Annotated in this window: 14 protein-coding genes; all 14 read left to right on the forward strand. The window is 40.8% G+C overall.

The window, feature by feature from the left end; all coding sequences use genetic code 11:
* Nucleotides 1–78 precede the first annotated feature (78 nt).
* Nucleotides 79–1,059, forward strand: a complete 981-nt coding sequence (locus H4075_RS05515) for a glycoside hydrolase family 43 protein (RefSeq protein WP_220494858.1) — start codon at nt 79–81, stop codon at nt 1,057–1,059.
* A gap of 103 nt (nt 1,060–1,162) precedes the next feature.
* Entirely contained in the window at nt 1,163–2,725 is a 1,563-nt protein-coding gene (locus H4075_RS05520; RefSeq protein WP_182804909.1) for a glycoside hydrolase, read from the forward strand.
* A 217-nt stretch (nt 2,726–2,942) separates the two neighbouring features.
* A complete protein-coding gene (locus H4075_RS05525; protein WP_182804911.1) occupies nt 2,943–3,386 on the forward strand; it encodes a MaoC family dehydratase in 444 nt (147 codons plus the stop codon).
* 2 nt (nt 3,387–3,388) lie between these two features.
* Nucleotides 3,389–4,540: an extracellular solute-binding protein gene (locus H4075_RS05530; RefSeq protein WP_182804913.1), complete on the forward strand. Its 1,152-nt coding sequence runs from the start codon at nt 3,389–3,391 to the stop codon at nt 4,538–4,540.
* Nucleotides 4,537–5,682, forward strand: a complete 1,146-nt coding sequence (locus tag H4075_RS05535) for a CaiB/BaiF CoA transferase family protein (protein WP_182804915.1) — start codon at nt 4,537–4,539, stop codon at nt 5,680–5,682. Before H4075_RS05530 ends, H4075_RS05535 begins: the two co-directional genes overlap by 4 nt.
* 70 nt (nt 5,683–5,752) lie before the next feature.
* Complete coding sequence (locus tag H4075_RS05540; RefSeq protein WP_182804917.1) at nt 5,753–6,922, forward strand: CaiB/BaiF CoA transferase family protein; 1,170 nt, start codon at nt 5,753–5,755, stop codon at nt 6,920–6,922.
* Nucleotides 6,923–6,935: 13 nt separating this feature from the next.
* A complete protein-coding gene (locus H4075_RS05545; RefSeq protein WP_182806580.1) occupies nt 6,936–7,784 on the forward strand; it encodes an amidohydrolase family protein in 849 nt (282 codons plus the stop codon).
* Between the two features lie 17 nt (nt 7,785–7,801).
* Complete coding sequence (locus H4075_RS05550) at nt 7,802–8,839, forward strand: L-rhamnose/proton symporter RhaT (RefSeq protein ID WP_182804919.1); 1,038 nt, start codon at nt 7,802–7,804, stop codon at nt 8,837–8,839.
* Between the two features lie 16 nt (nt 8,840–8,855).
* Entirely contained in the window at nt 8,856–9,932 is a 1,077-nt protein-coding gene (locus H4075_RS05555; protein ID WP_182804921.1) for a Gfo/Idh/MocA family protein, read from the forward strand.
* A gap of 12 nt (nt 9,933–9,944) precedes the next feature.
* Nucleotides 9,945–11,336: a pectate lyase gene (locus H4075_RS05560; protein WP_182804922.1), complete on the forward strand. Its 1,392-nt coding sequence runs from the start codon at nt 9,945–9,947 to the stop codon at nt 11,334–11,336.
* A gap of 1 nt (nt 11,337) precedes the next feature.
* Nucleotides 11,338–13,989, forward strand: coding sequence for an alpha-d-galacturonidase (locus tag H4075_RS05565; protein ID WP_182804924.1), 2,652 nt, complete (start codon nt 11,338–11,340; stop codon nt 13,987–13,989).
* Nucleotides 13,990–14,008: 19 nt separating this feature from the next.
* On the forward strand, nt 14,009–15,556 hold the full coding sequence (locus H4075_RS05570; protein ID WP_182804926.1) for a glycoside hydrolase family 28 protein: 1,548 nt from the start codon (nt 14,009–14,011) through the stop codon (nt 15,554–15,556).
* An 82-nt stretch (nt 15,557–15,638) separates the two neighbouring features.
* Nucleotides 15,639–18,407 carry a glycoside hydrolase family 95 protein gene (locus tag H4075_RS05575; protein ID WP_255460349.1) on the forward strand — a complete coding sequence of 923 codons (2,769 nt, stop codon included), beginning with the start codon at nt 15,639–15,641 and terminating at the stop codon, nt 18,405–18,407.
* A 43-nt stretch (nt 18,408–18,450) separates the two neighbouring features.
* Nucleotides 18,451–21,942, forward strand: coding sequence for a malectin domain-containing carbohydrate-binding protein (locus tag H4075_RS05580; RefSeq protein ID WP_182804929.1), 3,492 nt, complete (start codon nt 18,451–18,453; stop codon nt 21,940–21,942).
* Nucleotides 21,943–21,988 lie beyond the last annotated feature (46 nt).

The raw sequence follows: 21,988 nt of genomic DNA on the forward strand, positions 1-21,988 counted from the left end.
ACATTTTATAGAATTTGGTTGAAGTTTGAATGAGAATTTGATCAGCTTCATTTGCAATTCCTGTAATCAAAGAAAATTATGATGAAGATGAAATTTAGTGCATTAGTAGTGGTCATGTTTGTAATGAACTACAATGTTTGTGCGCAGAAGAAGATTCCGGTGACGAGTGATTCAGTTCCGTTCAATCCAATTATTCGTGACAAGTTTACGGCCGATCCTGCGGCATTGGTGCATAATGATACGGTTTATCTGTACACAGGTCGGGATGAAGCTCCAAAAGGACAGGCACGTTATGTCATGAACGAATGGCTTTGTTATTCTTCCACTGATATGCTCAACTGGAGAGAGCATCCTTCTCCATTGAATGTAAAAGATTTCTCCTGGGCTAAAGCTGATGCCTGGGCATCGCAGGTAATTCATCGCAACGGAAAATTTTATTGGTATGTAGCAGTTGAACATAAAACCATCGGCGGTAAAGCCATTGGTATTGCAGTATCAGATAAACCAACCGGCCCGTTTACAGATGCATTGGGCAAAGCAATTGTAACAAACGATATGACCAAAGCAACCGGTATATCGTGGGATGATATTGATCCATCAGTGATCATTGATAATGATGGGCAAGCGTACTTATTCTGGGGCAACACCAAATGTTATTATGCCAAACTAAAAGAAAATATGATCGAGTTGGATGGGCCGATCCAGGTTGTAGAAGGATTAGAGAAATTTACAGAAGCACCATGGATACACAAACGTAAGGATTGGTATTATCTTTCATATGCTTACCAGTTTCCGGAGAAGATTGCTTATGCCATGAGTAAAAATATTAACGGTCCCTGGCAATACAAAGGCATTTTAAATGAAGTGGCAGGTAACAGTAACACCAATCATCAGGCAATAATTGAATTTAAAGGCAAATGGTATTTTATTTATCACAATGGTGTGTTGGCCGATCATGGTGGTTTTCACCGTTCGGTTTGTATTGATCGTTTGTATTACAACAAAGACGGAACGATGAAACGGATTGTTATGACGAGTGAAGGGTTGTTGAAAAAATAAATATATCCAATCGTATTGTTTGTTTGACGTTGATATTTCGGGTGATCGCTTGATGATGGGCAAAAGATTTATTCCTTAAGTATTTTGCAGTTAATTTTCCTGAATGAATAAAAAGCTAGTTGGTTTTGTGTTTTTTGCTGCAGTGCAGTTTTGTTTTGAGGCAACTGCACAATCAATAATATGTACCATCGATCTGAAACGAAAAGCACAAACCATTGAAAATATTGGTGCTTCCGGTGCATGGTATTCTGAAGTCGTTGGAAAAAATTGGTCTGCAGAAAAGAAAGAGCGAATGGCGGAGTTGCTCTTCAGCAAATCGTTTGATTCATCAGGTAATCCGTTAGGCATAGGGCTTTCAGCGTGGCGTTTCAATATTGGTGGCGGAACATTTGAACAGGGCGACAGCAGCGGAATCCGTAATCAACTTCGCAGAGTCGAATCTTTTCTTTCGCCTGATGGCAGTTACGATTGGAATAAACAGCAGGGTTATGTGTGGTTCACCAAAAAAGCAGCAGAGTATGGTGTGAAAGATCTCATTGCTTTTTCTAATACAGCACCGGTTCAATTCAATAAAAACGGATTAGGATTTAAAACATCGAAAGATTTTGTTACCAACTTAAGAGATGATAAGTACAGCGACTATGCCGGTTTCTTAGCAACAGTACTCAGGCATTTTGATGAAGAAGGAATTCATTTTAATTATATCAGTCCTGTCAATGAACCACAGTGGGATTGGTCGGCGAAATTTGGCAATATGAACCAGGAAGGTTCGCCCTGGCATGACAAAGACATTTATAAAATTGCAGTAACACTCGACAGTGCATTAGCCGCACATCAACTCAAAACAAAAATACTTGTTACAGAAGCCGGGGATCTTACTTACTTATACGGCCGTAATAATTATGCATCGAAACAGCTTCAACAGTTTTATGCAAAAGACAGTAAGTTTTACCTCGGTCATCTGCAGCATCTGCACAAAGCAATAGAAGGACATAGCTATTTTACCGATATGGGCGATAGCATGATCATTAATGTGCGAAAGCGATTGAATGATACTGCATCTAAATACAATGTTCCGTTCTGGCAATCGGAGTACAGTATGCTGGGCGATGGTTACAAAGAAGGATCGAAGGAACGTAGATCAACCATGGATTGTGCATTGTTCCTCGCAAAGATCATTCATCACGATTTTACGGTAGCCAATGCAACTGCCTGGCATTTCTGGAATGCATGGGAACCCGGCCGTGCGGATATGGAAACACGTTACAATTTGATTGCACTGCGAAATGTTGCTGATCCAAGCAAAGCAGATTATACTGTTACAAAAAATTTGTGGGCACTTGGGCATTACAGTCGGTTTGTTCAGCCTGGTATGCAGCGTATCATCACAGAACGAAATGATGGATTGAGTTTGGAGGAGCAGGCGCAAGGTGTGATGCTTTCTGCATTTGCAGACGAAAAAAAAATAACTGTGGTGATCATCAACTATACTTCTTCAGCAACAACAATTGGGTTAAAAATTCCCGGCATAAAAAAAATAAAACAACTGAAACGATATACTACATCTGCTGAAAAGGGCGAGGACATGAAAGCTTCTTTAATCGAATCAATCAATAAAGTTGATTTGCTTCCCCGCTCACTGACAACACTGGTCATTGATCTTTAGTGATCAACAGAAATCGAAGTTTTTTCACTGCTTACACAGGTTCATTAACTACAGTATCGGCCGCTTTTTCCGCCTGGTGGGAAAATAATCCATCAAATCAGTAAAACCTTCCATTGAACGCCCCGACGGGCTGTTATACCTTGAACTTCGGATAAAACGGATGATTTTGCCATTTTTGAAACCAACCTGTTGGTATAAAAACTGATTGCAGCCAGCTATGTTTATACAGAAGTATTTCGAGGAATTTAAACTCAACGATGTTCGCCAAACGAAGGGCAGAACTATTACCGAAACGGATATTGTGATCCATGCCGGACAATCAGGCGATTTTTTCCCCCATCATATGGACGAAGAATGGTGCAAGAGCCAGCCGTTTAAGAAACGCATTGCACATGGTACGCTCATCTTCACCGTGGCCATTGGTCTCACCGCAGATTTTGTGAACGAAGTAAGCATGACCTATGGTTATGAGCGCCTCCGTTTTATCAAACCGGTATTTATAAACGATACGATTAAAGTAACAGTAACCATTAAAGATTTGAAAGATCATAAGAAACCTGAATACGGTTTAGTCACTGAATTGGTGGAATGTTTCAATCAGCAAAACGAATTGGTGATGCTGTGCGAACATATTCTCATGGTTAAAAAAGCAAACAGTTAAGCATGCAAAAGATTGTATTGAATGGTATAACGTGGGGGCATAGCCGTGGAATTACACCGTTGCTTGCTGTTTCGCAACGTTATTCTGAATTACATCCTGATGTGGAGATACGTTGGAAGAAAAGAACCTTACAGGAGTTTGCAGATTTTCCCATTGAAGAACTCACCAAGGAATATGATCTGCTCATCATCGATCATCCATGGGTAGGTTGTGCGGATGCAACAAGATGTGTGTTGCCATTGAATGAATATTTATCGGCCGACTATTTAAGAGATCAGCAAACGAACTCAGTTGGTCTTTCGCATATCAGCTATAACTATAACAACAATCAATGGGCATTGGCCATTGATGCAGCTACACCTGCTGCCAGCTATCGTAAAGATCTGTTGAGTGATGTACCACAGACATGGGATGATGTGATCACATTAGCGAAGCAAGGTAAAGTTGCCGTGCCTGCTATCCCAATAGATATACTTATGAACTTCTATACTTTTTGTATTGCGAATGGTGCAGAACCTTTTCAAAACGAAGATGAAGTGATTGATGAAGTAACCGGCATCAAGGCGATAGAAACAATGAAAGAATTGTATAGTGTAGTTGATAAAAAGATGTTCAGCCGCAACCCGATTGCTGTGGCTGAGTTAATGACCACAACTGACGATTATCTCTATTGTCCGTTTGCATACGGTTATTCTAATTATGCACGCAAAGGCTACGCAGAACATTTATTGCATTATACAGATGTGGTTTCTTTCAACGGAAAAAGATTAAGAACAACGATTGGCGGAACAGGTATTTCTGTTTCTGCTTTCAGTAAACATAAAGAAGTGGCGGTTGATTTTGCAGCGATGGTAACATCGGGCGAATGTCAAAGCACCATGTATGTGCAACACGGCGGTCAACCGGGCCATCGCAGTGCATGGACGGATACTGCAGCCAATCATTTAACCAATTACTTTTTTACGCAGGTGCTGCCTGTTATGGATAATGGATATATGCGTCCACGTTACAATGGCTACCTGCATTTCCAGGATCATGCAGGCGATCCGTTACAGGATTGTTTGGAATATGATGGTGATCCTTCAAAAGCATTACAGGAAATGAATAAACTATATCAGCAAAGTCTTTCAAAACAAACAGCCGTTACAGCATGAGTGCATTGCCATTAAACGGAGTTGTGGTGCTGGAGTTCAGTCAGTATCTATCAGGCCCATCGGCTGCTTTGCGTTTGGCCGATCTTGGTGCAAGAGTCATTAAGATCGAACGTCCGAACACAGGAGATGCTGGTCGGAAATTGGCGATTAAAGATTTGTGGGTTGATGATAATTCGTTGTTGTTTCATACTATCAACCGCAACAAAGAAAGTTTTACTGCTGATCTGAAGAATCCTGAAGATATTTCGATCATCAAAAAACTCATTGCAAAAAGCGATGTGTTGATCCATAATTTTCGTCCTGATGTAATGGGTAAGAATGGACTTGATTACAAAACCGTGCAACAGATAAATCCTCGATTGATCTACGCAGAAATTTCAGGTTATGGCAAGAATGGTCCATGGAAAAATAAACCAGGCCAGGATCTATTACTACAATCAATAACAGGCCTGGCTTACACAACAGGCAACGGCACAAACGGTCCCGTACCATTCGGAATTTCTATTGCTGATATTCTTGCGGGATCACAATTGGTGCAAGGGATTTTAGGTGGATTGATCCGTCGTTCAAAAACAGGTAAAGGTGCCTTGATTGAAGTGAGCCTGATGGAATCGTTACTCGATTTTCAATTTGAATTACTCACCACTTATTTTGCCAACAATGAACAACCACTGCGCAGCAAAGTTGCAAACGGTCAACCGTTGCTAAGTGCACCTTACGGTATTTATCAAACAAAAGACAGTTACATCGCTTTGGCGATGATGGATATACATGTGCTTGCCGACACGATTCATTGTGGTGCCTTGAAACATTTTCCGAAAGAAAATGCTTTTGCATTACGTGACGAAATAAAGACAGTGTTGGTGGAGCATTTGCAAACAGAAACAACTGCATATTGGTTGGCTGCGTTACAGGAAGCCGGGCTGTGGGCAATGGAAGTGTTGAACTGGGATGAGATGACCGATCATCCTGGATACAATGCGTTGGAGATGGAACAAACCATACATGCAGGTGGTAAAACAATTGTTACCACAAGATGCCCGATTCGCATTAACGGACAACGGTTGACTGCTGATAAAGCAGCACCACAGTTGGGTGAACAGAATGAGAAGATCAGGAAAGAGTTGGAAGTTATAAGTTAAGTGTTATGTGTTACGGGTGAATTTATGAAATGATATTCACCATTGATCATTGACCATTCACAATTAAACAATGAAACTTTTAGAAGACGTATTAGTGATCGATTTCAGCCAGTTTTTGTCGGGGCCTTCAGCGGCTTTGCGATTGGCAGATATGGGTGCACAAGTGATCAAGATCGAGCGACCGGGCGTCGGTGATATTTGTCGTGAGCTGTATGTGAGCGATGTGATGATCGAAGGTGAATCAACTATTTTTCATGCCATCAACCGTAACAAACAAAGCTACGCTGCCGATTTAAAAGATCCGAATGACCTGGGAAAAGTAAAGCAACTCATTGCCAAAGCCGATGTGGTGATGCACAATTTTCGTCCCGGCGTCATGGAGCGTATTGGTTTGGATTATGCATCGGTGAAAAAAATAAAACCCGATGTGGTATATGCAGAGATCAGTGGTTATGGTGTGGAAGGTCCGTGGAAAGATTTACCGGGGCAGGATCTATTGTTGCAATCTGTTTCAGGTTTAACCTGGCTCAGCAATAATATCGACGAAAGTCCAACACCAATGGGTGTGGCCGTGGTGGATATCATGGCAGGCACACACATTGCGCAGGGAATATTAGCAGCATTATATCAAAAAGGAACAACAGGCGAAGGCGCATTGGTGCAGGTGAGTATGCTGGAAAGTATCCTGGATTTTCAGTTTGAAGTATTGACCTGTTATTACAATGATGGCCGGCAGTTACCTGTACGTGGAGCAGTGAATAGTGCGCATGCTTATATTGCGGCGCCTTATGGTATTTATAAAACAAATGATGATTACATTGCATTAGCAATGACCAATATTCCAACTTTGGCAACACTGCTGGAATGTGAACCATTGAAAGAGTTTGTTAACAGTAATGATTGGTTCGCAAAACGGGATGAAATAAAATCGATACTGGCTGGCCATTTAACAACAAGACCATCTGCTGAATGGCTCGGTATTTTAGAGAAAGCAGATATATGGTGTGCAGCGGTAATGGATTACGATCGGTTGGTGAAACAGGAAGGTTACCGTTCGTTAGAAATGGAAGTAACGGTGAAGACGAGCAACGGCATTTCAGTAACCACCACACGTTGTCCTATTAAAGTTGATGGAGAAATATTAGCAGCAGGCAAGGGCGCTCCATTGTTGGGTGAGCATAACAAAGAAATTGACTATCGATTCGGCATAACAGAACAATTGCAGACCGTTACTAAATGATCATTTGAAAAGAATGAGGCTTGCTGATACACATGTACATATTTGGGATTTTAACCGTGCAGAATATGCATGGTTAGAAGGCAACACATCTATACTCAACCGCACATACAGCATTGAAGAACTGGAATCTGAACGAAATATAAGCGGCGTAAAAAAAGGTATTCTTGTACAGGCCGCCAATAATTTTGAAGATACTGACTGGATGTTGCATGTAGCAGTAAACACTGATTGGATCGCCGGTATTGTTGGTTGGTTACCGTTGATCAATCCGGATGCAACATTAAAAGCATTACAAAAGAAATACGGGAAAGAAAATTATTTCAAAGGCGTTCGTCATTTGATACACGATGAACCTGACCCGGAATGGTTACTGCAACCTGAAGTGATCAACAGTCTGCAGATATTGGCCGATCATAATATTCCTTACGATGTCGTGGGAGTTTTGCCTGCACATATTGAAACTGCTTTGAAGGTAGCAGCAAAAGTTCCTGAGTTAAGAATGGTGTTCGATCATCTCAATCAACCACCTATTGCAACAAAAGCGAAGTTTGGAAAGTGGGGTGAGCTGATGAAAGAAGCAGCACAGCATAAAAATTTTTATGCAAAAATTTCCGGACTTGGATTAACTGCACAAAAAGGTGATCAATGGACCGCCGATGATATTAAGCCCTATGTTGGCTTTGCAATTGAACAGTTTGGAACCGACCGCTGTTTCATGGGAGGCGATTGGCCCGTTTCATTATTGGCCGGTTCTTACAGCAACACCTGGAAAAACTTCAAAGAAGTCATTCACGATTTGGTTGATGATAACACAGCGGATAGAATATTTTATTCCAACGCTGCAAACTTTTATTCCTTTTAACCCATCTGCATAAGAATATGGAAGTAATTAACGGAGTTTTATTTCATGCTGTCGGCGCTTCAAGCGCATCGCTCTGTTATACACCACAGCGAAAAGTAAAAGGATGGAGCTGGCAAACCTATTGGCTGGCGCAGGCCGCTGTGTGTTGGTTATTGTTGCCATTAATTGTTGCCTATATTACCATTCCTGAAATCGCTACCGTACTAAAAGAAGCGCCTGCTTCGGCTATGCAACGTTCATTCCTGTTGGGCATCGCTTACGGTGTTGGCGGAACTGCATTTGGTATTGCCATTCGTTATGTTGGTTTTTCATTAACGTATGCTATTTCAGTTGGTATCAGTTGTGTACTCGGTACATTATTACCGCCATTGGTTGCCGGCACATTAGGAACTATTCTTTCAGGAACAGGTGCCGGTTATTTGATCAGTGGAGTAACCATGGGAGCAATAGGTATTGCTGTATGTGGCTTGGCTGGTCGCAGTAAAGAAAAAGATATTGAAAGGCAATCAAAAACTGAATCTGCTTTCTCGTTGGCGAAAGGATTACCGCTTTGTTTACTCGCAGGTGTGCTATCTGCATTGTATGGGTTTTCTTTGAATCAAGGTCAACCAATAGCTGATGTGGCAGCGAAATATGGTGCGGGCAATTTTCAAGGAAATATCATCTATATTTTTTCGAATTCAGGTGCATTTATCAGTACCTTATTATACTGTTTGTATTTGCATCGAAAAGAAAAAACATTTGCTGAGTACAGATCAACAGGTGAGAGTGGATTGGGAATGAATTATCTTATGTCGATCTTAACCGGCTTCTTATGGTACGGACAGTTTTTCTTTTATGGACTTGGTCATGTACGTATGGGCAAATACGAGTTCAGCAGTTGGGCCATTCATATGATCTTGCTGGTGTTGTTAAGTGCAGTAACAGGGTTGATGCTGAAAGAATGGAAAAACAGCAGTGGCAAAACGATTCGTTTACTGGCCGTTGCTATTGTTATACTCATCACTGCTGTTCTATTATTAACACAGGGAAACAAGCTGGGAGCAGTTGAATAAAAATTCAGATGTTGAAATGACGAATCATCAAAGAGATATCGCTTCTGCACAATTACCAATTTATATTATTGGTGCAGGCGGTATTGTAAATACGGCACACTTGCCGGCGTATATGCTGGGTGGTTTTTATGTGCGGGGTATTTGTGATATCGATCCGGATAAAGCACAAGCAACAGCAGAACGTTTTGCTATTAAAGAAGTGTTTGCAAGTCCTGAAGAATTATTGAAACAATTACCGGCAAATGCGATCATTGATATTGCAGTGCCCGGTCCTGCATTGATTCCTTTATTAGAACAAATGCCGGATGGCTCTGCTGTATTATTACAAAAACCAATGGGTGAAGATCTCGATGCAGCAAAGAAAATTTTATCGATCTGCAAAGAGAAGAAGTTAAATGCTGCCGTTAATTTTCAATTGCGTTATGCGCCTTACATTCTTGAAATGAAACGGATGATGGCGGAAGGTTCACTTGGCGAGATCAATGATATTGAAGTAAATGTAAATGTGTACACGCCCTGGCATTTGTGGGATTTCTTAATGGCATCACCAAGAGTAGAAATTCTGTATCACAGTATTCACTATATCGATCTGGTACGTCATATACTCGGTAATCCAAAATCGGTTTATGCCAAATCAACCAAACATCCATCCATGCCGGCATTGGCATCGGTACGCAGCAACATCATCATGGATTATGGCGATATGACAAGAGCAAACATTCTCACCAATCATTGTCATAACTACGGTACACCCAAACAACAATCTTATATCAAGTTCGAAGGAACAAAAGGTGCGGTGTTGATCAACTTTGGTGCACTCATCAATTATCCACGAGGCGAAGCAGATAATTTTGAATATGTGTTTTTAGAAGAAGGCAAAGAACCACAATGGCAGGAAAAGAAAATTGAAGGTAGTTGGTTCCCGCATGCATTCATTGGAAGCATGGAGCAATTAATGCTATCAGTAGCAGGTATAATAGAAAAGCCTGATAATACAGTGGAAGATTGTATTCATACAATGGCATGCATGGAAGCTGCTTATGTGAGTTGTGAAAAGGGAGGAGTGAAGCCCGATGAACTTTTTAATTTTTAAGAACGAATTGTAATGAAGAAACTTTCAGTGATCATACTTGCATCTTTATTTTTTGTTCAATATTTAGGCGCACAGCAATTGGCATTTCCCGGTGCTGAAGGTTTTGGAAAATATGCAACAGGTGGAAGAGGGGGGAAAGTAATTGCTGTTACAAATCTCAATGATAGCGGCGAAGGAAGTTTTCGCTGGGCATTGGAACAATTTCCAGGCGAACCATTGACAGTGATCTTTCGTGTATCAGGCATCATCGAACTGCAATCAAAAATTCAGATCAAGCGTTCTAATCTTACTATTGCCGGACAAACAGCTACCGGCGATGGCATTTGTTTAAAAAATCAATCACTCATTTTAAATGGAGCTTCTTCAAAAGGCAATCATGGAAATATCATTATACGTTATATCCGTTCACGCCCCGGTGGTACATTGAAAACGGGATTGTATGGTTTTGATATGGAGAACTGTCATGATGTAATTGTTGATCATTGCAGTTTCAGTTGGGCAAATGAAGAATGTGCAGCCATGTATGATACAAAAAACACAACGGTGCAATGGTGTATTGTAAGCGAAGGTTTGTACGAAGCTGGCCATATGAAAGGACATCGTTCTTATGGTGGTGTGTGGGGTGGACAATATGCATCTTATCATCACAACTTAATTGCGCATCTCAACAACCGTGCAATCCGTTTCAATGGTGCACGTGCACATGATACGTTTGCATTGATCGACTATCGAAACAATATTATTTACAACTGGGGCAATGCGAATGCTGCTTATGGTGGCGAAGTAAATATTACAGGTGGCGTTTCACAAGTGAATATTGTCAACAATTATTACAAGCCAGGTCCTGCTGCACCAGCTGAATTGAAATTTGTACATGCTTCTTATCAAAAAGAAAACAGCAAAGGAACAGGTCAGTGGTTTGTAGATGGTAATATCATGGAAGGCGATAAAGCCTTAACCAAAAAGAATAAGAACGGCGTTGATCTGAAAGAAGCTGGTTATCCTTCAGGTGCTATTTCAGATAAAGCATTTCCTGTTTCTGTTGCATTGCCTGTTGAAACAGCAAAAGAATCTTATGAGAAAGTGTTGAAATATGCAGGCGCTATTTTTCCCAAACGTGATGCAACAGATGAGCGTGTGGTGAATGAAACAAGAACAGGCACAGCGGTTGGCAAAGGATCTTTTGGAAAGCCGGGTATTATTGATAACGTATTTGCAGTGGGCGGTTGGGCCGAATATAAATCTATTCCTGCGCCTGCTGATACAGATAATGATGGTATGCCCGATGCTTGGGAAACAAAGAAGGGCTTGAATCCGAATGATGCAAGCGATGGGAACAAAAAAGATGCAAGCGGTTTTACGATGCTGGAAATATATTTAAATGAATTAGTGGAAGTGAAATAATATGAAGCAGATTTTTTTCGTCATATCATTAGTAGTTTGTTCAGTGCTTTCGGCGCAGGTGAAGATCGAGAACAAACAACCTTCTCCCCGAACCACATTTGCAGAACAGCGATTAAAAGCAACGATCAATCTACTAAAACTGAACACGACAAAACACAGCATCATTCTTATTAAACAGGCAGGTGGTAAGAAAGAAGGATTTACCATTGAAACAAAAAATAATCGAACTGTAATTACCGGTAATGATGAGTCCGGAATTTTGTATGGTTGCTTGGCATTTTCTGATCAGTTAAAAGCTACAAAGAAATTTCCTGCTACATTTTCATTGACTGATGCACCTGAAATGGTCTTGCGTGGTGCATGTATTGGTGTACAGAAACCTTACTATCTACCCGGCAGAAATGTATACGAGTATCCTTATTCTCCTGAAACCTTTCCCTGGTTCTACGATAAAAAATTATGGATACAGTATCTCGATTCAATGGTAACAAACCGGATGAATTCGTTGTATCTCTGGAACGGTCATCCGTTTGCTTCATTGGTGAAGCTGAAAGATTATCCTTATGCAGTAGAGGTAGATGATGCAACCTTTAAAAAGAATGAAGAGATCTATCGTTTCTTAACAACCGAAGCCGATAAGCGTGGTATCTGGGTGATACAAATGTTTTATAATATCATCGTCTCCAAACCATTTGCTGAATACCACAAGATCAAAACACAGGAACGTGAGCGTCCTATTATTCCTTTGATCGCTGATTATACACAGAAATCCATTGCAGCCTTTGTTGAAAAATATCCCAATGTTGGGTTGATGGTTTGTCTGGGTGAAGCGATGGAAGGAGTTGGCAATGATGATATTGAATGGTTCACGAAAACGATCATTCCCGGTGTGAAAGATGGGTTGAAAGCATTGAATAAAACGGAAGAGCCGCCAATTGTTTTAAGAGCGCATGATACCGATGCACCCGGAGTAATGCGGGCTGCGTTACCGCTCTATAAAAATTTATATACCGAAGCAAAGTTCAACGGCGAAGCATTGACCTATGCACGACCAAGAGGAACATGGGCGGAATTACATCAAACATTAAGTAAGCTCGGCAGTGTGCAAATCGAGAACGTACACATTCTTGCCAACCTTGAACCTTTCCGTTATGGCTCACCTGATTTTATCCAGCAGAGTGTAATTGGTATGCACGAAGTAATGGGTGGTAACGGTTTGCATCTCTATCCGCAAGCTTCTTACTGGGACTGGCCTTACAGTGCGGATAGTGTAAAAGGAAAACGTTTGTTGCAAATTGAACGTGACTGGATCTGGTACAGTGCATGGAGCCGTTATGCATGGAAAGCAAAACGGAACCGTGAAGACGAGATCGTTTACTGGAGCAAGCAACTTGCATCGAAGTTTGGTTGTAGTGAAGCTGATGGAAGAAGAATACTAACTGCATATGAAGAGAGCGGTGAGATCGCTCCGAAATTATTACGTCGTTTTGGAATAACCGATGGCAACAGGCAAACATTAACGTTGGGTATGTTAATGACACAACTCATCAATCCGTTCCGCTACGGTTTATTCACCTTGTTATATGATGCCGAAGCACCGGAAGGTGAAATGATCGTTGATTATGCCGATAAAGAAAATAAAGGCATCAGACACATTGGTGAAACACCACCGCAGGTAGCAAGAGAAGTTGTTGTACACGGTAACAAGGCTGTCACATCTATCATGGAAATTTCAAGAAGAGTGACAAAAAACAAAGAAGAATTCAACCGTATTGTAAACGATATGTATTGCTATAAAGCAATGGCCGATCATTTTAGCAGTAAAGTGCAGGCAGCAGTGCAGTTGCTTAAATACAAATACAGCGGCAACATTGCTGATCTTGAACTTGCGGTGCCTATGCTGGAAAAAAGTGTAAATGATTATAAAGAGCTGGCAGCATTCACAGCAGATACTTATCTCTATGCGAATAGTATGCAAACACAGCAACGAAAAATTCCGATGCGTGGTGTGAATGCCACATTTAAGCATTGGGTAGAAATGGTGCCGGTGTTTGAAACTGAACTGAAAACGTTTAAATACAAAATTGATTCGCTGAAAAACAGATCAAACATCAAAACGCAGGAACGTAAATCATTTTTACAGGTTGATGCAAAATTGAATCATGTTCCGGTGATTTTGAATGAAGGCGTACAGATATTCAGCGATACAAGTCTACGTATCAAGCAACTCGCTCCTGAATTGAAGGGTGTAAAAGCGGTCCAGCTTTCATTTTGGCAACAGTTAAGAGAACCTACAGAGATCAATTTCTTCACAGACAAACCGGTGAAAGTATTAGTAGGCTATTTTAAAACACAACGTGCGGCATTTACTACCGATACAGTTTTTGCAAAAGCTCCGGAGCTGGAAACTAATGCCAGTGCCGATGACTATGGCCAGGCAGAAATTAAAATTTCGAACGCCATTGCAATTGAAGGAATGCCACCTGTGAATATTCATACCTATACTTTCAAAGCAGGAGCACATACACTCAAATTGCCTAAAGGTGTTTGTTTAGTATTAGGATTTGTTGATGGCACACAGATTATTCCTGTGTACGATGCCATGTTGATGAGTGATGCAAAGAATAAAAATTTAGATTGGCTATTCGATTAAGATCAAGCAGAATTAAACGATGAAAAAAACGATTCTCATACTTGCAGTTTCATTTATTTGCTTTGCAGCAACAGCACAACGTTTTTACGATGTTACCAAATACGGCGCAAAGAACGACAGCAGCAAAATTGCAACAAAGTCGATTGCCAATGCCATTGCCGCTGCATCAAAAGCTGGTGGCGGTACAGTGTATTTTCCAGCAGGGAAATATTTAACCGGGCCTATTCATCTCAAAAGCAATATCACCATCTTTATTGATGCAGGCGCCGAGCTTCATTTCTCTGACAATTTTGACGATTATCTTCCAATGGTACAAAGCCGGTACGAAGGTGTGGATGTGATGAGTTTTTCGCCGCTGTTCTATGCATATAAAGCAGAGAATATTTCTATCATCGGTCGTGGGTTGATCAATGGGAATGGGAAGAAGTGGTGGAATTATGCATTGACGTTTTATAAAAACCAAACTGAACGGAATAAGTATCAACTCTTGTTCGATAGTTTGAATAAGGATATCCTGTTGCCCGATGATCCAACACAAATGAAACGTGGATTTCTGCGTCCGCCATTTATACAGCCATTATATTGCAAGAATGTGTTGATCGAAGGAATCACCATCACCAATTCTCCTTTCTGGACAGTAACGCCTGAGTTCTGCGAAAATGTAACCATCAAAGGGGTAACGATCAACAACCCTCCTTCACCAAATACAGATGGCATCAATCCATCGAGTTGCAGGTATGTGCATATTTCCGATTGCCATATCAGTGTGGGTGATGATTGTATCACTATCAAATCAGGAAAAGATATTCCCGGAAGAGCAAAAGCAACACCGGCAGAAAATTATACGATTACGAACTGTACAATGTTAAGTGGACATGGAGGTGTAGTGATCGGTAGTGAAATGAGTGGTGATGTAAAGAAGATCACCATTAGTAATTGTGTGTTTGATGGAACAGACAGGGGCATACGTATTAAAACAGCAAGAGGTAGAGGTGGAGTAGTGGAAGATATTCGTGTAGATAATATCATCATGAAGAATATCAAAGCACAGGCGATCGTACTGGATATGGAGTATTCAAAAGTACCACCCGAACCGGTGAGTGAACGTACGCCGCAGTTCCGCAATATCCGTTTCAGCAATATCACCGCTTACACCAAACAGGCAATGTACATAAACGGACTGGATGAAATGCCTGTAAGTGAGATCAGCTTAAATGATGTGGTGTTTGAAGCTGAAACAGGAATTACTATCCGCAATGGAAAAGATATTGAACTTCACAATGTACGGGTGAATGTAAAGACAGGACCTTCTTTATTAGTTGAGAAGACAGAACGATTGGTCGTTGATGGGTTTGTTTCTGCTAAACCATTGACCACTGCTCCGCTCATTCGTTTCACAAATGTGCAGGATGTGTTGTTGCAAAACAACTGGCCTTTCGCTGGAACAAAAACATTTGTTGAAATAAAAGGAGCGAATACGAAAAATATCATTTTTAAGAACAATGTATTAGGCGAAGCAACGGCGATCGTTGCTGATGATGTAAATAAAGAAGAGGTGAAACAGTGATGAATAGAATTGTTGCAGTACAAGTGTGCGACGCAACAGAAGCTAAATAGAAATCAAGAAGATGGCTTACAAAAAAATATACTTGGCTCTTGCAATAACATTCTGTTGTTTGCAGATGTTGCAGGCACAGGATTTAAAACTCTGGTATAACAAACCTGCTGTTAAATGGACAGAAGCATTACCACTTGGTAATGGCCGAATTGGTGCGATGTTGTTTGGCGGCATTGAGAACGATCGCATTCAGTTCAACGAAGAAACTTTATGGACAGGTGAGCCGAGAGAATATAGTCGTCCTGGTGCGTATAAATATTTAGACAGCATTCGCCAGTTATTATTTCAAGGCAAACAAAAAGAAGCCGAAGCATTAGCGGAAAAAGAGTTCATGGGTTTGAAAAGTTATGATGGTGAAAAAGCAGGTTGGATAACAAAAGTAACGACCGATAAAAAATATGCTGCAGTAGATTTTGATGACAGCAAATGGGCAACGATGACGGTGCCGAGTTGGGATGGTTGGGAAACTGTTGGACATGAAGGGTTGGATGGTGCCGTGTGGCTGCGAAAAGATTTTGTTTTGCCCAATGATTGGAAAGAAGAGGATATGGTTTTTGATTTCAATCGTATTCGTGATTGGGATTATACGTATGTGAACGGACAGTTAGTGGGAAGTCAGCAAAATACAGAAGGAAGAAAATATACTGTTGCAAAAAATATTCTGCACAAAGGAAAAAATACAATTGCCATTTTGGTGCTCAACTTTTCTGATAAGGGCGGCATTTATGGTTATAAGGATACGGTAAAACATATTGGCGTTTATCCGGTAAATAATGATGCAGCAGCAATCTCCTTAAAGGGTCAATGGAAATATTTTGTTGCGAGTGATAATCCGCCGCCGGTTGGTGCCTACCAGGCATCGTACCAGCCGTTTGGCGATTTGAATTTGAAATTCAGTAATACAAGTAGTGCAACCAATTACAGAAGAGAACTGGATATTGCCAATGCAATTGCCGCAACTTCGTATCGAGCAAACGGTATAAATTATACAAGAGAGTATTTTGTAAGTCAGCCCAGCCAGGCAATTGTTATTCACCTCACCGCTTCTCAAAAGTCGAGTATTAGTTTTACAGCTGAGTTAAGCAGTCCGCACAAAAACTATACTGTTACAAAAGTCAATAATGATCTTGTGTTGTCGGTTAAAGTAAGAACAGGGGCATTGCGTGGCGAAAGTTATTTGCGTGTTATTGCAAAAGCAGGGACGGTTAAAATTGAGAATGGACAGCTGATTGTAGCAAATGCTGACGAAGCAACCATTTACTTAACAGCAGGAACCAATTATAAAAATTATAAAGACATTACTGCAGACCCCAAATTGCCTTGTGTAAATGCATTAGCATCTGTTACAGGAAAAACCTATCAGCAGATCAAAGCAGCACATACTGCTGAATACAAAAAATGGTTCAATACATTTTCAATTGTAATGGGTGATAATAAGAAAGCTTCATTATCAACCGATGAACGTTTAAACAATTTTTCGAATGGCAATGATCCATCTTTTGCTGCATTATATGTGCAGTATGGAAGATATTTATTGATCTCATCTTCACGTCCGGGTACAAGACCTGCTAACCTGCAAGGTATCTGGAACGATTTAACGAATCCACCATGGGGAAGTAAGTACACAACGAATATCAATGCTGAGATGAATTACTGGCCTGCAGAGTTGTTGAATTTATCAGCAATGCACGAGCCTTTGTTTGATATGATCAGTGAATTGGCGAAAACAGGAAAACAAACAGCGAAAGATCATTACAATGCACCGGGTTGGGTATTGCATCACAACACCGATTTGTGGAGAGGTACTGCGCCAATCAATGCAGCCAATCATGGTATATGGCAAACAGGCGGTGCATGGTTGTGTCAGCATTTGTGGGAACGTTATTTGTTTACGCAGGATAAAAACTTTTTACGGAACAGAGCATATCCTGTAATGAAAGAAGCAGCCTTGTTCTTTAACACTGTTCTTGTGAAAGATCCGGTAACAGGTTATCTCATCAGTACACCATCCAACTCACCGGAGCAAGGTGGTTTGGTAGCCGGACCAACAATGGATCACCAGATCATTCGTGCATTGTTGCAACATGTAATCGAAGCGAGTGAAATTTTAAATGTAGATGTTGCATTACGAAATACATTAAAAGAAAAATACAAACAGATCGCTCCGAACATGATCGGTAAACATGGCCAGTTGCAGGAGTGGATGCAGGACAAAGATGATCCAAACAACAAGCATCGTCATATTTCGCATTTGTGGGGCATGTATCCGGGTAGTGAAATTAATTATGATGAATCACCTGCCATGATGAATGCAGCAAAACAATCCTTACTCTTCCGTGGCGATGAAGCAACTGGCTGGAGTCTTGGCTGGAAGATCAATTGCTGGGCACGCTTCAAAGATGGAGAACATGCATTCACGATGGTGAAAATGTTGTTGAGTCCGGTGAAAGGCGGCGCAGGAAGTTATCCGAATTTATTTGATGCACATCCGCCATTCCAGATCGATGGAAACTTTGGTGGTGCTGCCGGTATTGGTGAAATGCTGGTACAAAGTCATACGAAGTATGTTGATCTGTTACCTGCTTTGCCTGCTGCTTTTGCTGATGGAGAAGTGAAAGGTATTTGTGTGAGAGGTGGTTTTGTGATGGATATGAAATGGAATGCAGGTAAGTTGGTGAAACTGGCAGTTCGATCAAAAACAGGAAATGATCTGCTTCTTCGATATAACGGGAAAGTTGTTACAGTAAAAACAAAAGCAAATACAGTTTATAATTTTGATGCGGCGCTTAAACAATTGTAAAAGCATTTTTTTTCTACGCAAAGACGCAAAGGCACAAAGTATAATGCATAAGATTCTTTGCGCCGTTGCTCCTTTGCGCCTTTGCGTGAAATTCTTCGTGTTGCTTTGTGTTTTTGTGTCTCTGTGGTTCACTGTATTTTCTCAACGTCGGGATATTTCATTAAATGATAACTGGCACACTATTGCAACCAACAACGACCAGGTACTTCCTTCCAATACTTATCAATCTGCAATCACAAATAATTGGAAGAAAGTAAACATTCCACACAACTGGGATCAGTACGAAGGTTACAGAAGATTATTGCATGGTAACCGACATGGCGACTCCTGGTATCGTAAAACATTTCAGAGCACACAATCAAAAACAAGTAAACGTTTCTTTTTGTTTTTTGAAGGAGTGGGATCGTACGCCACCGTTTATCTCAACAATAAAAAAGTAGGCGAGCATAATGGGGGACGAACAACTTTTACCATTGATGTAACCGATGTGATTAAAACAGATGGCAGCACCAATCAATTGGCAGTAAGGGCTCATCATCCTTCCAATATAAAAGATCAGCCCTGGGTTTGCGGCGGATGTAGTGATGAACGTGGTTTCTCGGAAGGTTCACAACCAATGGGAATTTTTCGTCCCGTGCATTTGATGGTTACAAATGATGTGCGTATTGAACCGTTTGGTGTGCATGCATGGGCAGATATGTCAGCGAAAGAAATAAAACTGAATATTGCAACCACTCTTAAGAACTATTCACAGCAAAATAGAAATGTCATTATTGAACATAGATTAGTTGATAAGAACGGAAAAGAAATAAATAAGGTTGTTGAACAAAGTATACATGTAGAAAAGGGAACTGCTGTTGAACGTAAATCCGACATCAGAAATCCGACATCAGCCATCAACCTCTGGTCAGTTGAAAATCCATATCTATATAAAATCATTACTACAGTTAAGGAGAATAATGCTGTTCTCGATAAAACCGAAACAGAATTTGGTTTCCGCACCATCAACTGGAAAAATCCAACCAATCAATTTTTCTTAAACGGCAAACCTGCTTTCATTAATGGCATTGCTGAGTATGAACATTTGCTCGGACAAAGTCATGCATTCAGCAAAGAACAAATTATTTCAAGGATGAAATGGTTGCAGTCAGCAGGCTTCAATGCATTTCGTGACGGCCATCAACCGCATAATTTATTGTACGGACAGTTATGTGATGAGAAAGGCATTCTCTGGTGGACACAATTATCAGCGCATGTATGGTATGATTCACCTGAGTTCAGAAAGAATTTCAAACAACTGTTGAAAGAGTGGGTGATCGAGCGGCGCAACAGTCCTTCGGTTGTGTTATGGGGTTTGCAGAATGAAAGTAAACTGCCGGAAGATTTTGCTAAAGAATGTACAGAACTGATCCGTTCACTTGATCCAACTGCATCAACCCAACGTTTGGTTACAACATGTAATGGTGGCAGCGGTACCGATTGGGATGTGCCGCAAAACTGGACGGGCACTTATGGTGGTAATCCTGATACTTATGATGAAGATGTAAAGAAACAAGTGTTGATTGGTGAATACGGTGCATGGCGAACGATTGATTTACATACTGAAGGTAGTTTTGTGCAGAATGGAATATTAAGTGAAGACCGTATGGTGCAGTTGATGGAGCAGAAAGTTCGTTTAGCTGAATCGGTGAGAGACATCAGTGCGGGGCAATTCTTTTGGTTGCTCACATCGCATGATAATCCCGGTCGTGTACAAGGAGGTGAAGGTTTGCGTGAACTGGATCGTATTGGTCCGGTGAATTATAAAGGCTTGCTCACGCCATGGGAAGAACCGACAGATGCGTATTATATGTTCCGTAGCAACTATGCTGACAAGAACAAGGAGCCAATGGTTTACATTGTTTCGCATACATGGCCCAACCGCTGGATGAAACCCGGCATCAAGGACAGCATTTATGTGTACAGCAATTGCGACGAAGTAGAATTGTTTAATGATATAAATGGGTCATCGTTAGGTAAACAAAAGAAGAATGGTATCGGCACACATTTTCAATGGGACAAGGTGAACATTCAATACAATGTGTTCTATGCAATTGGTTATGTAAATGGGAAAGCAGTTGCAAAAGATGTGATCGTATTGAATCATTTACCTGCATCACCGAATTTTAAACAGCTGTATGCAAATGCAAAACCTGTAACGAAGCCAGCAACAGGTTATAACTTTCTCTATCGTATTAATTGTGGAGGATCGGAGTATAAAGATGAAAACGGTAATATATGGCTTGCTGATAAAGGTTTTGCCAAATCATGGACGAAAGATTTCCCTGGAGTGTCCAACAACTTTGCAAGTCAACGAAGAACATTTAGCCCGATAAAAGGAACCAATGATTGGAAATTATTCCAGGATTTTCGTTACGGAAAAGACAAACTCAGTTATGAATTTGCATTACCTGATGGTGAATATTTAGTTGAACTCTATTTTATAGAACCATGGTTGGGAATTGGCGGCGGGATCAACGCCACTGCTATGCGTTTGTTTGATATATCGATCAATGATAAAATTGTATTGAACGATCTTGATATTTGGAAAGAAGCAGGTAAAAATGCAGCTTTAAAGAAAACAGTGAAAGCAAAGATCAGCGGTGGAAAGATGGTTATTTCGTTTCCGGAAAGTAAATCAGGACAGGCTGTTATTTCGGCTATTGCCATTGCTTCTCTTAATAAAGGCATCACACGAAAATCAACTTCATCTTTCGTTAGTGGTCTTTCCTGCGAAAATTGTAAAGAACAAAGCTGGCTGGACATCGGCGATAAACAATTTGCAAGTGGAGCTATTCAGTTTAATTCACTTCCTTCTAATTTATATGGTGCTGACTGGATTCAACTCAATACTGCACAAAACCAAACAATAACATTTGTGCCAACAATGGAGTTAGATGTTTTTCTTGCAGTAAAAAAGTCAGCAGCCCAACCTCCCGCAGGCGAGTTGACCAAAACTGAATTGATCACAGATGAAGGAGGCGGTACTGTTTACAATGTTTACCGTAAGCGTTATGCAAAAAATGAGAAAGTAAGTTTGTCGATTGATCAGAATGCTGTGCTTGCTTTTCTGCCCGTGAATAAAATGCAACCGGCTTATGATCTGAAACCTATTACTCCATATCGCACAAATGTTGCGATCATTAGTGAAGGTGTGGCAAAGGATTCGGTGAATGGAAGATTATGTACGGTCATCAAGTCAAATGCAGCAACAACGATCCAATGGCCGGTACAAACAGGTGTGGGTGATATTTATTCCATCACCATGAAATATTATTATCCGAAAGAACAAACGGTGAAAGGCAGATTACAATTGTTTGATGCAGGTGGCAACAGGATGATGGATGAAGCTGTTCAGTTTACATTTACACGTGAGGGGAAATGGAACCAGTTTACGGTGAATACGGGATCGCAGATCAATGCGGGGAATTATGTAGTGAAACTAGTAGCAGAGAACGGAACTGAACTGGCCATTTCAGGAATTGAGATACAATAATTGTCAATGGTGAATTGTGAATGGTCAATGTTAAACGATAGATAAT

The sequence above is a fragment of the Lacibacter sediminis genome (assembly GCF_014168535.1).
Taxonomy (GTDB): domain Bacteria; phylum Bacteroidota; class Bacteroidia; order Chitinophagales; family Chitinophagaceae; genus Lacibacter; species Lacibacter sediminis.

What these genes read in the sequence shown, in the direction of transcription:
- H4075_RS05515 (WP_220494858.1), top strand. Translation starts at nt 79, where the DNA reads ATGATGAAGATGAAATTTAGTGCATTAGTAGTGGTCATGTTTGTAATG.
- H4075_RS05520 (WP_182804909.1), top strand. Translation starts at nt 1,163, where the DNA reads ATGAATAAAAAGCTAGTTGGTTTTGTGTTTTTTGCTGCAGTGCAGTTT.
- H4075_RS05525 (WP_182804911.1), top strand. Translation starts at nt 2,943, where the DNA reads ATGTTTATACAGAAGTATTTCGAGGAATTTAAACTCAACGATGTTCGC.
- H4075_RS05530 (WP_182804913.1), top strand. Translation starts at nt 3,389, where the DNA reads ATGCAAAAGATTGTATTGAATGGTATAACGTGGGGGCATAGCCGTGGA.
- H4075_RS05535 (WP_182804915.1), top strand. Translation starts at nt 4,537, where the DNA reads ATGAGTGCATTGCCATTAAACGGAGTTGTGGTGCTGGAGTTCAGTCAG.
- H4075_RS05540 (WP_182804917.1), top strand. Translation starts at nt 5,753, where the DNA reads ATGAAACTTTTAGAAGACGTATTAGTGATCGATTTCAGCCAGTTTTTG.
- H4075_RS05545 (WP_182806580.1), top strand. Translation starts at nt 6,936, where the DNA reads ATGAGGCTTGCTGATACACATGTACATATTTGGGATTTTAACCGTGCA.
- H4075_RS05550 (WP_182804919.1), top strand. Translation starts at nt 7,802, where the DNA reads ATGGAAGTAATTAACGGAGTTTTATTTCATGCTGTCGGCGCTTCAAGC.
- H4075_RS05555 (WP_182804921.1), top strand. Translation starts at nt 8,856, where the DNA reads ATGACGAATCATCAAAGAGATATCGCTTCTGCACAATTACCAATTTAT.
- H4075_RS05560 (WP_182804922.1), top strand. Translation starts at nt 9,945, where the DNA reads ATGAAGAAACTTTCAGTGATCATACTTGCATCTTTATTTTTTGTTCAA.
- H4075_RS05565 (WP_182804924.1), top strand. Translation starts at nt 11,338, where the DNA reads ATGAAGCAGATTTTTTTCGTCATATCATTAGTAGTTTGTTCAGTGCTT.
- H4075_RS05570 (WP_182804926.1), top strand. Translation starts at nt 14,009, where the DNA reads ATGAAAAAAACGATTCTCATACTTGCAGTTTCATTTATTTGCTTTGCA.
- H4075_RS05580 (WP_182804929.1), top strand. Translation starts at nt 18,451, where the DNA reads ATGCATAAGATTCTTTGCGCCGTTGCTCCTTTGCGCCTTTGCGTGAAA.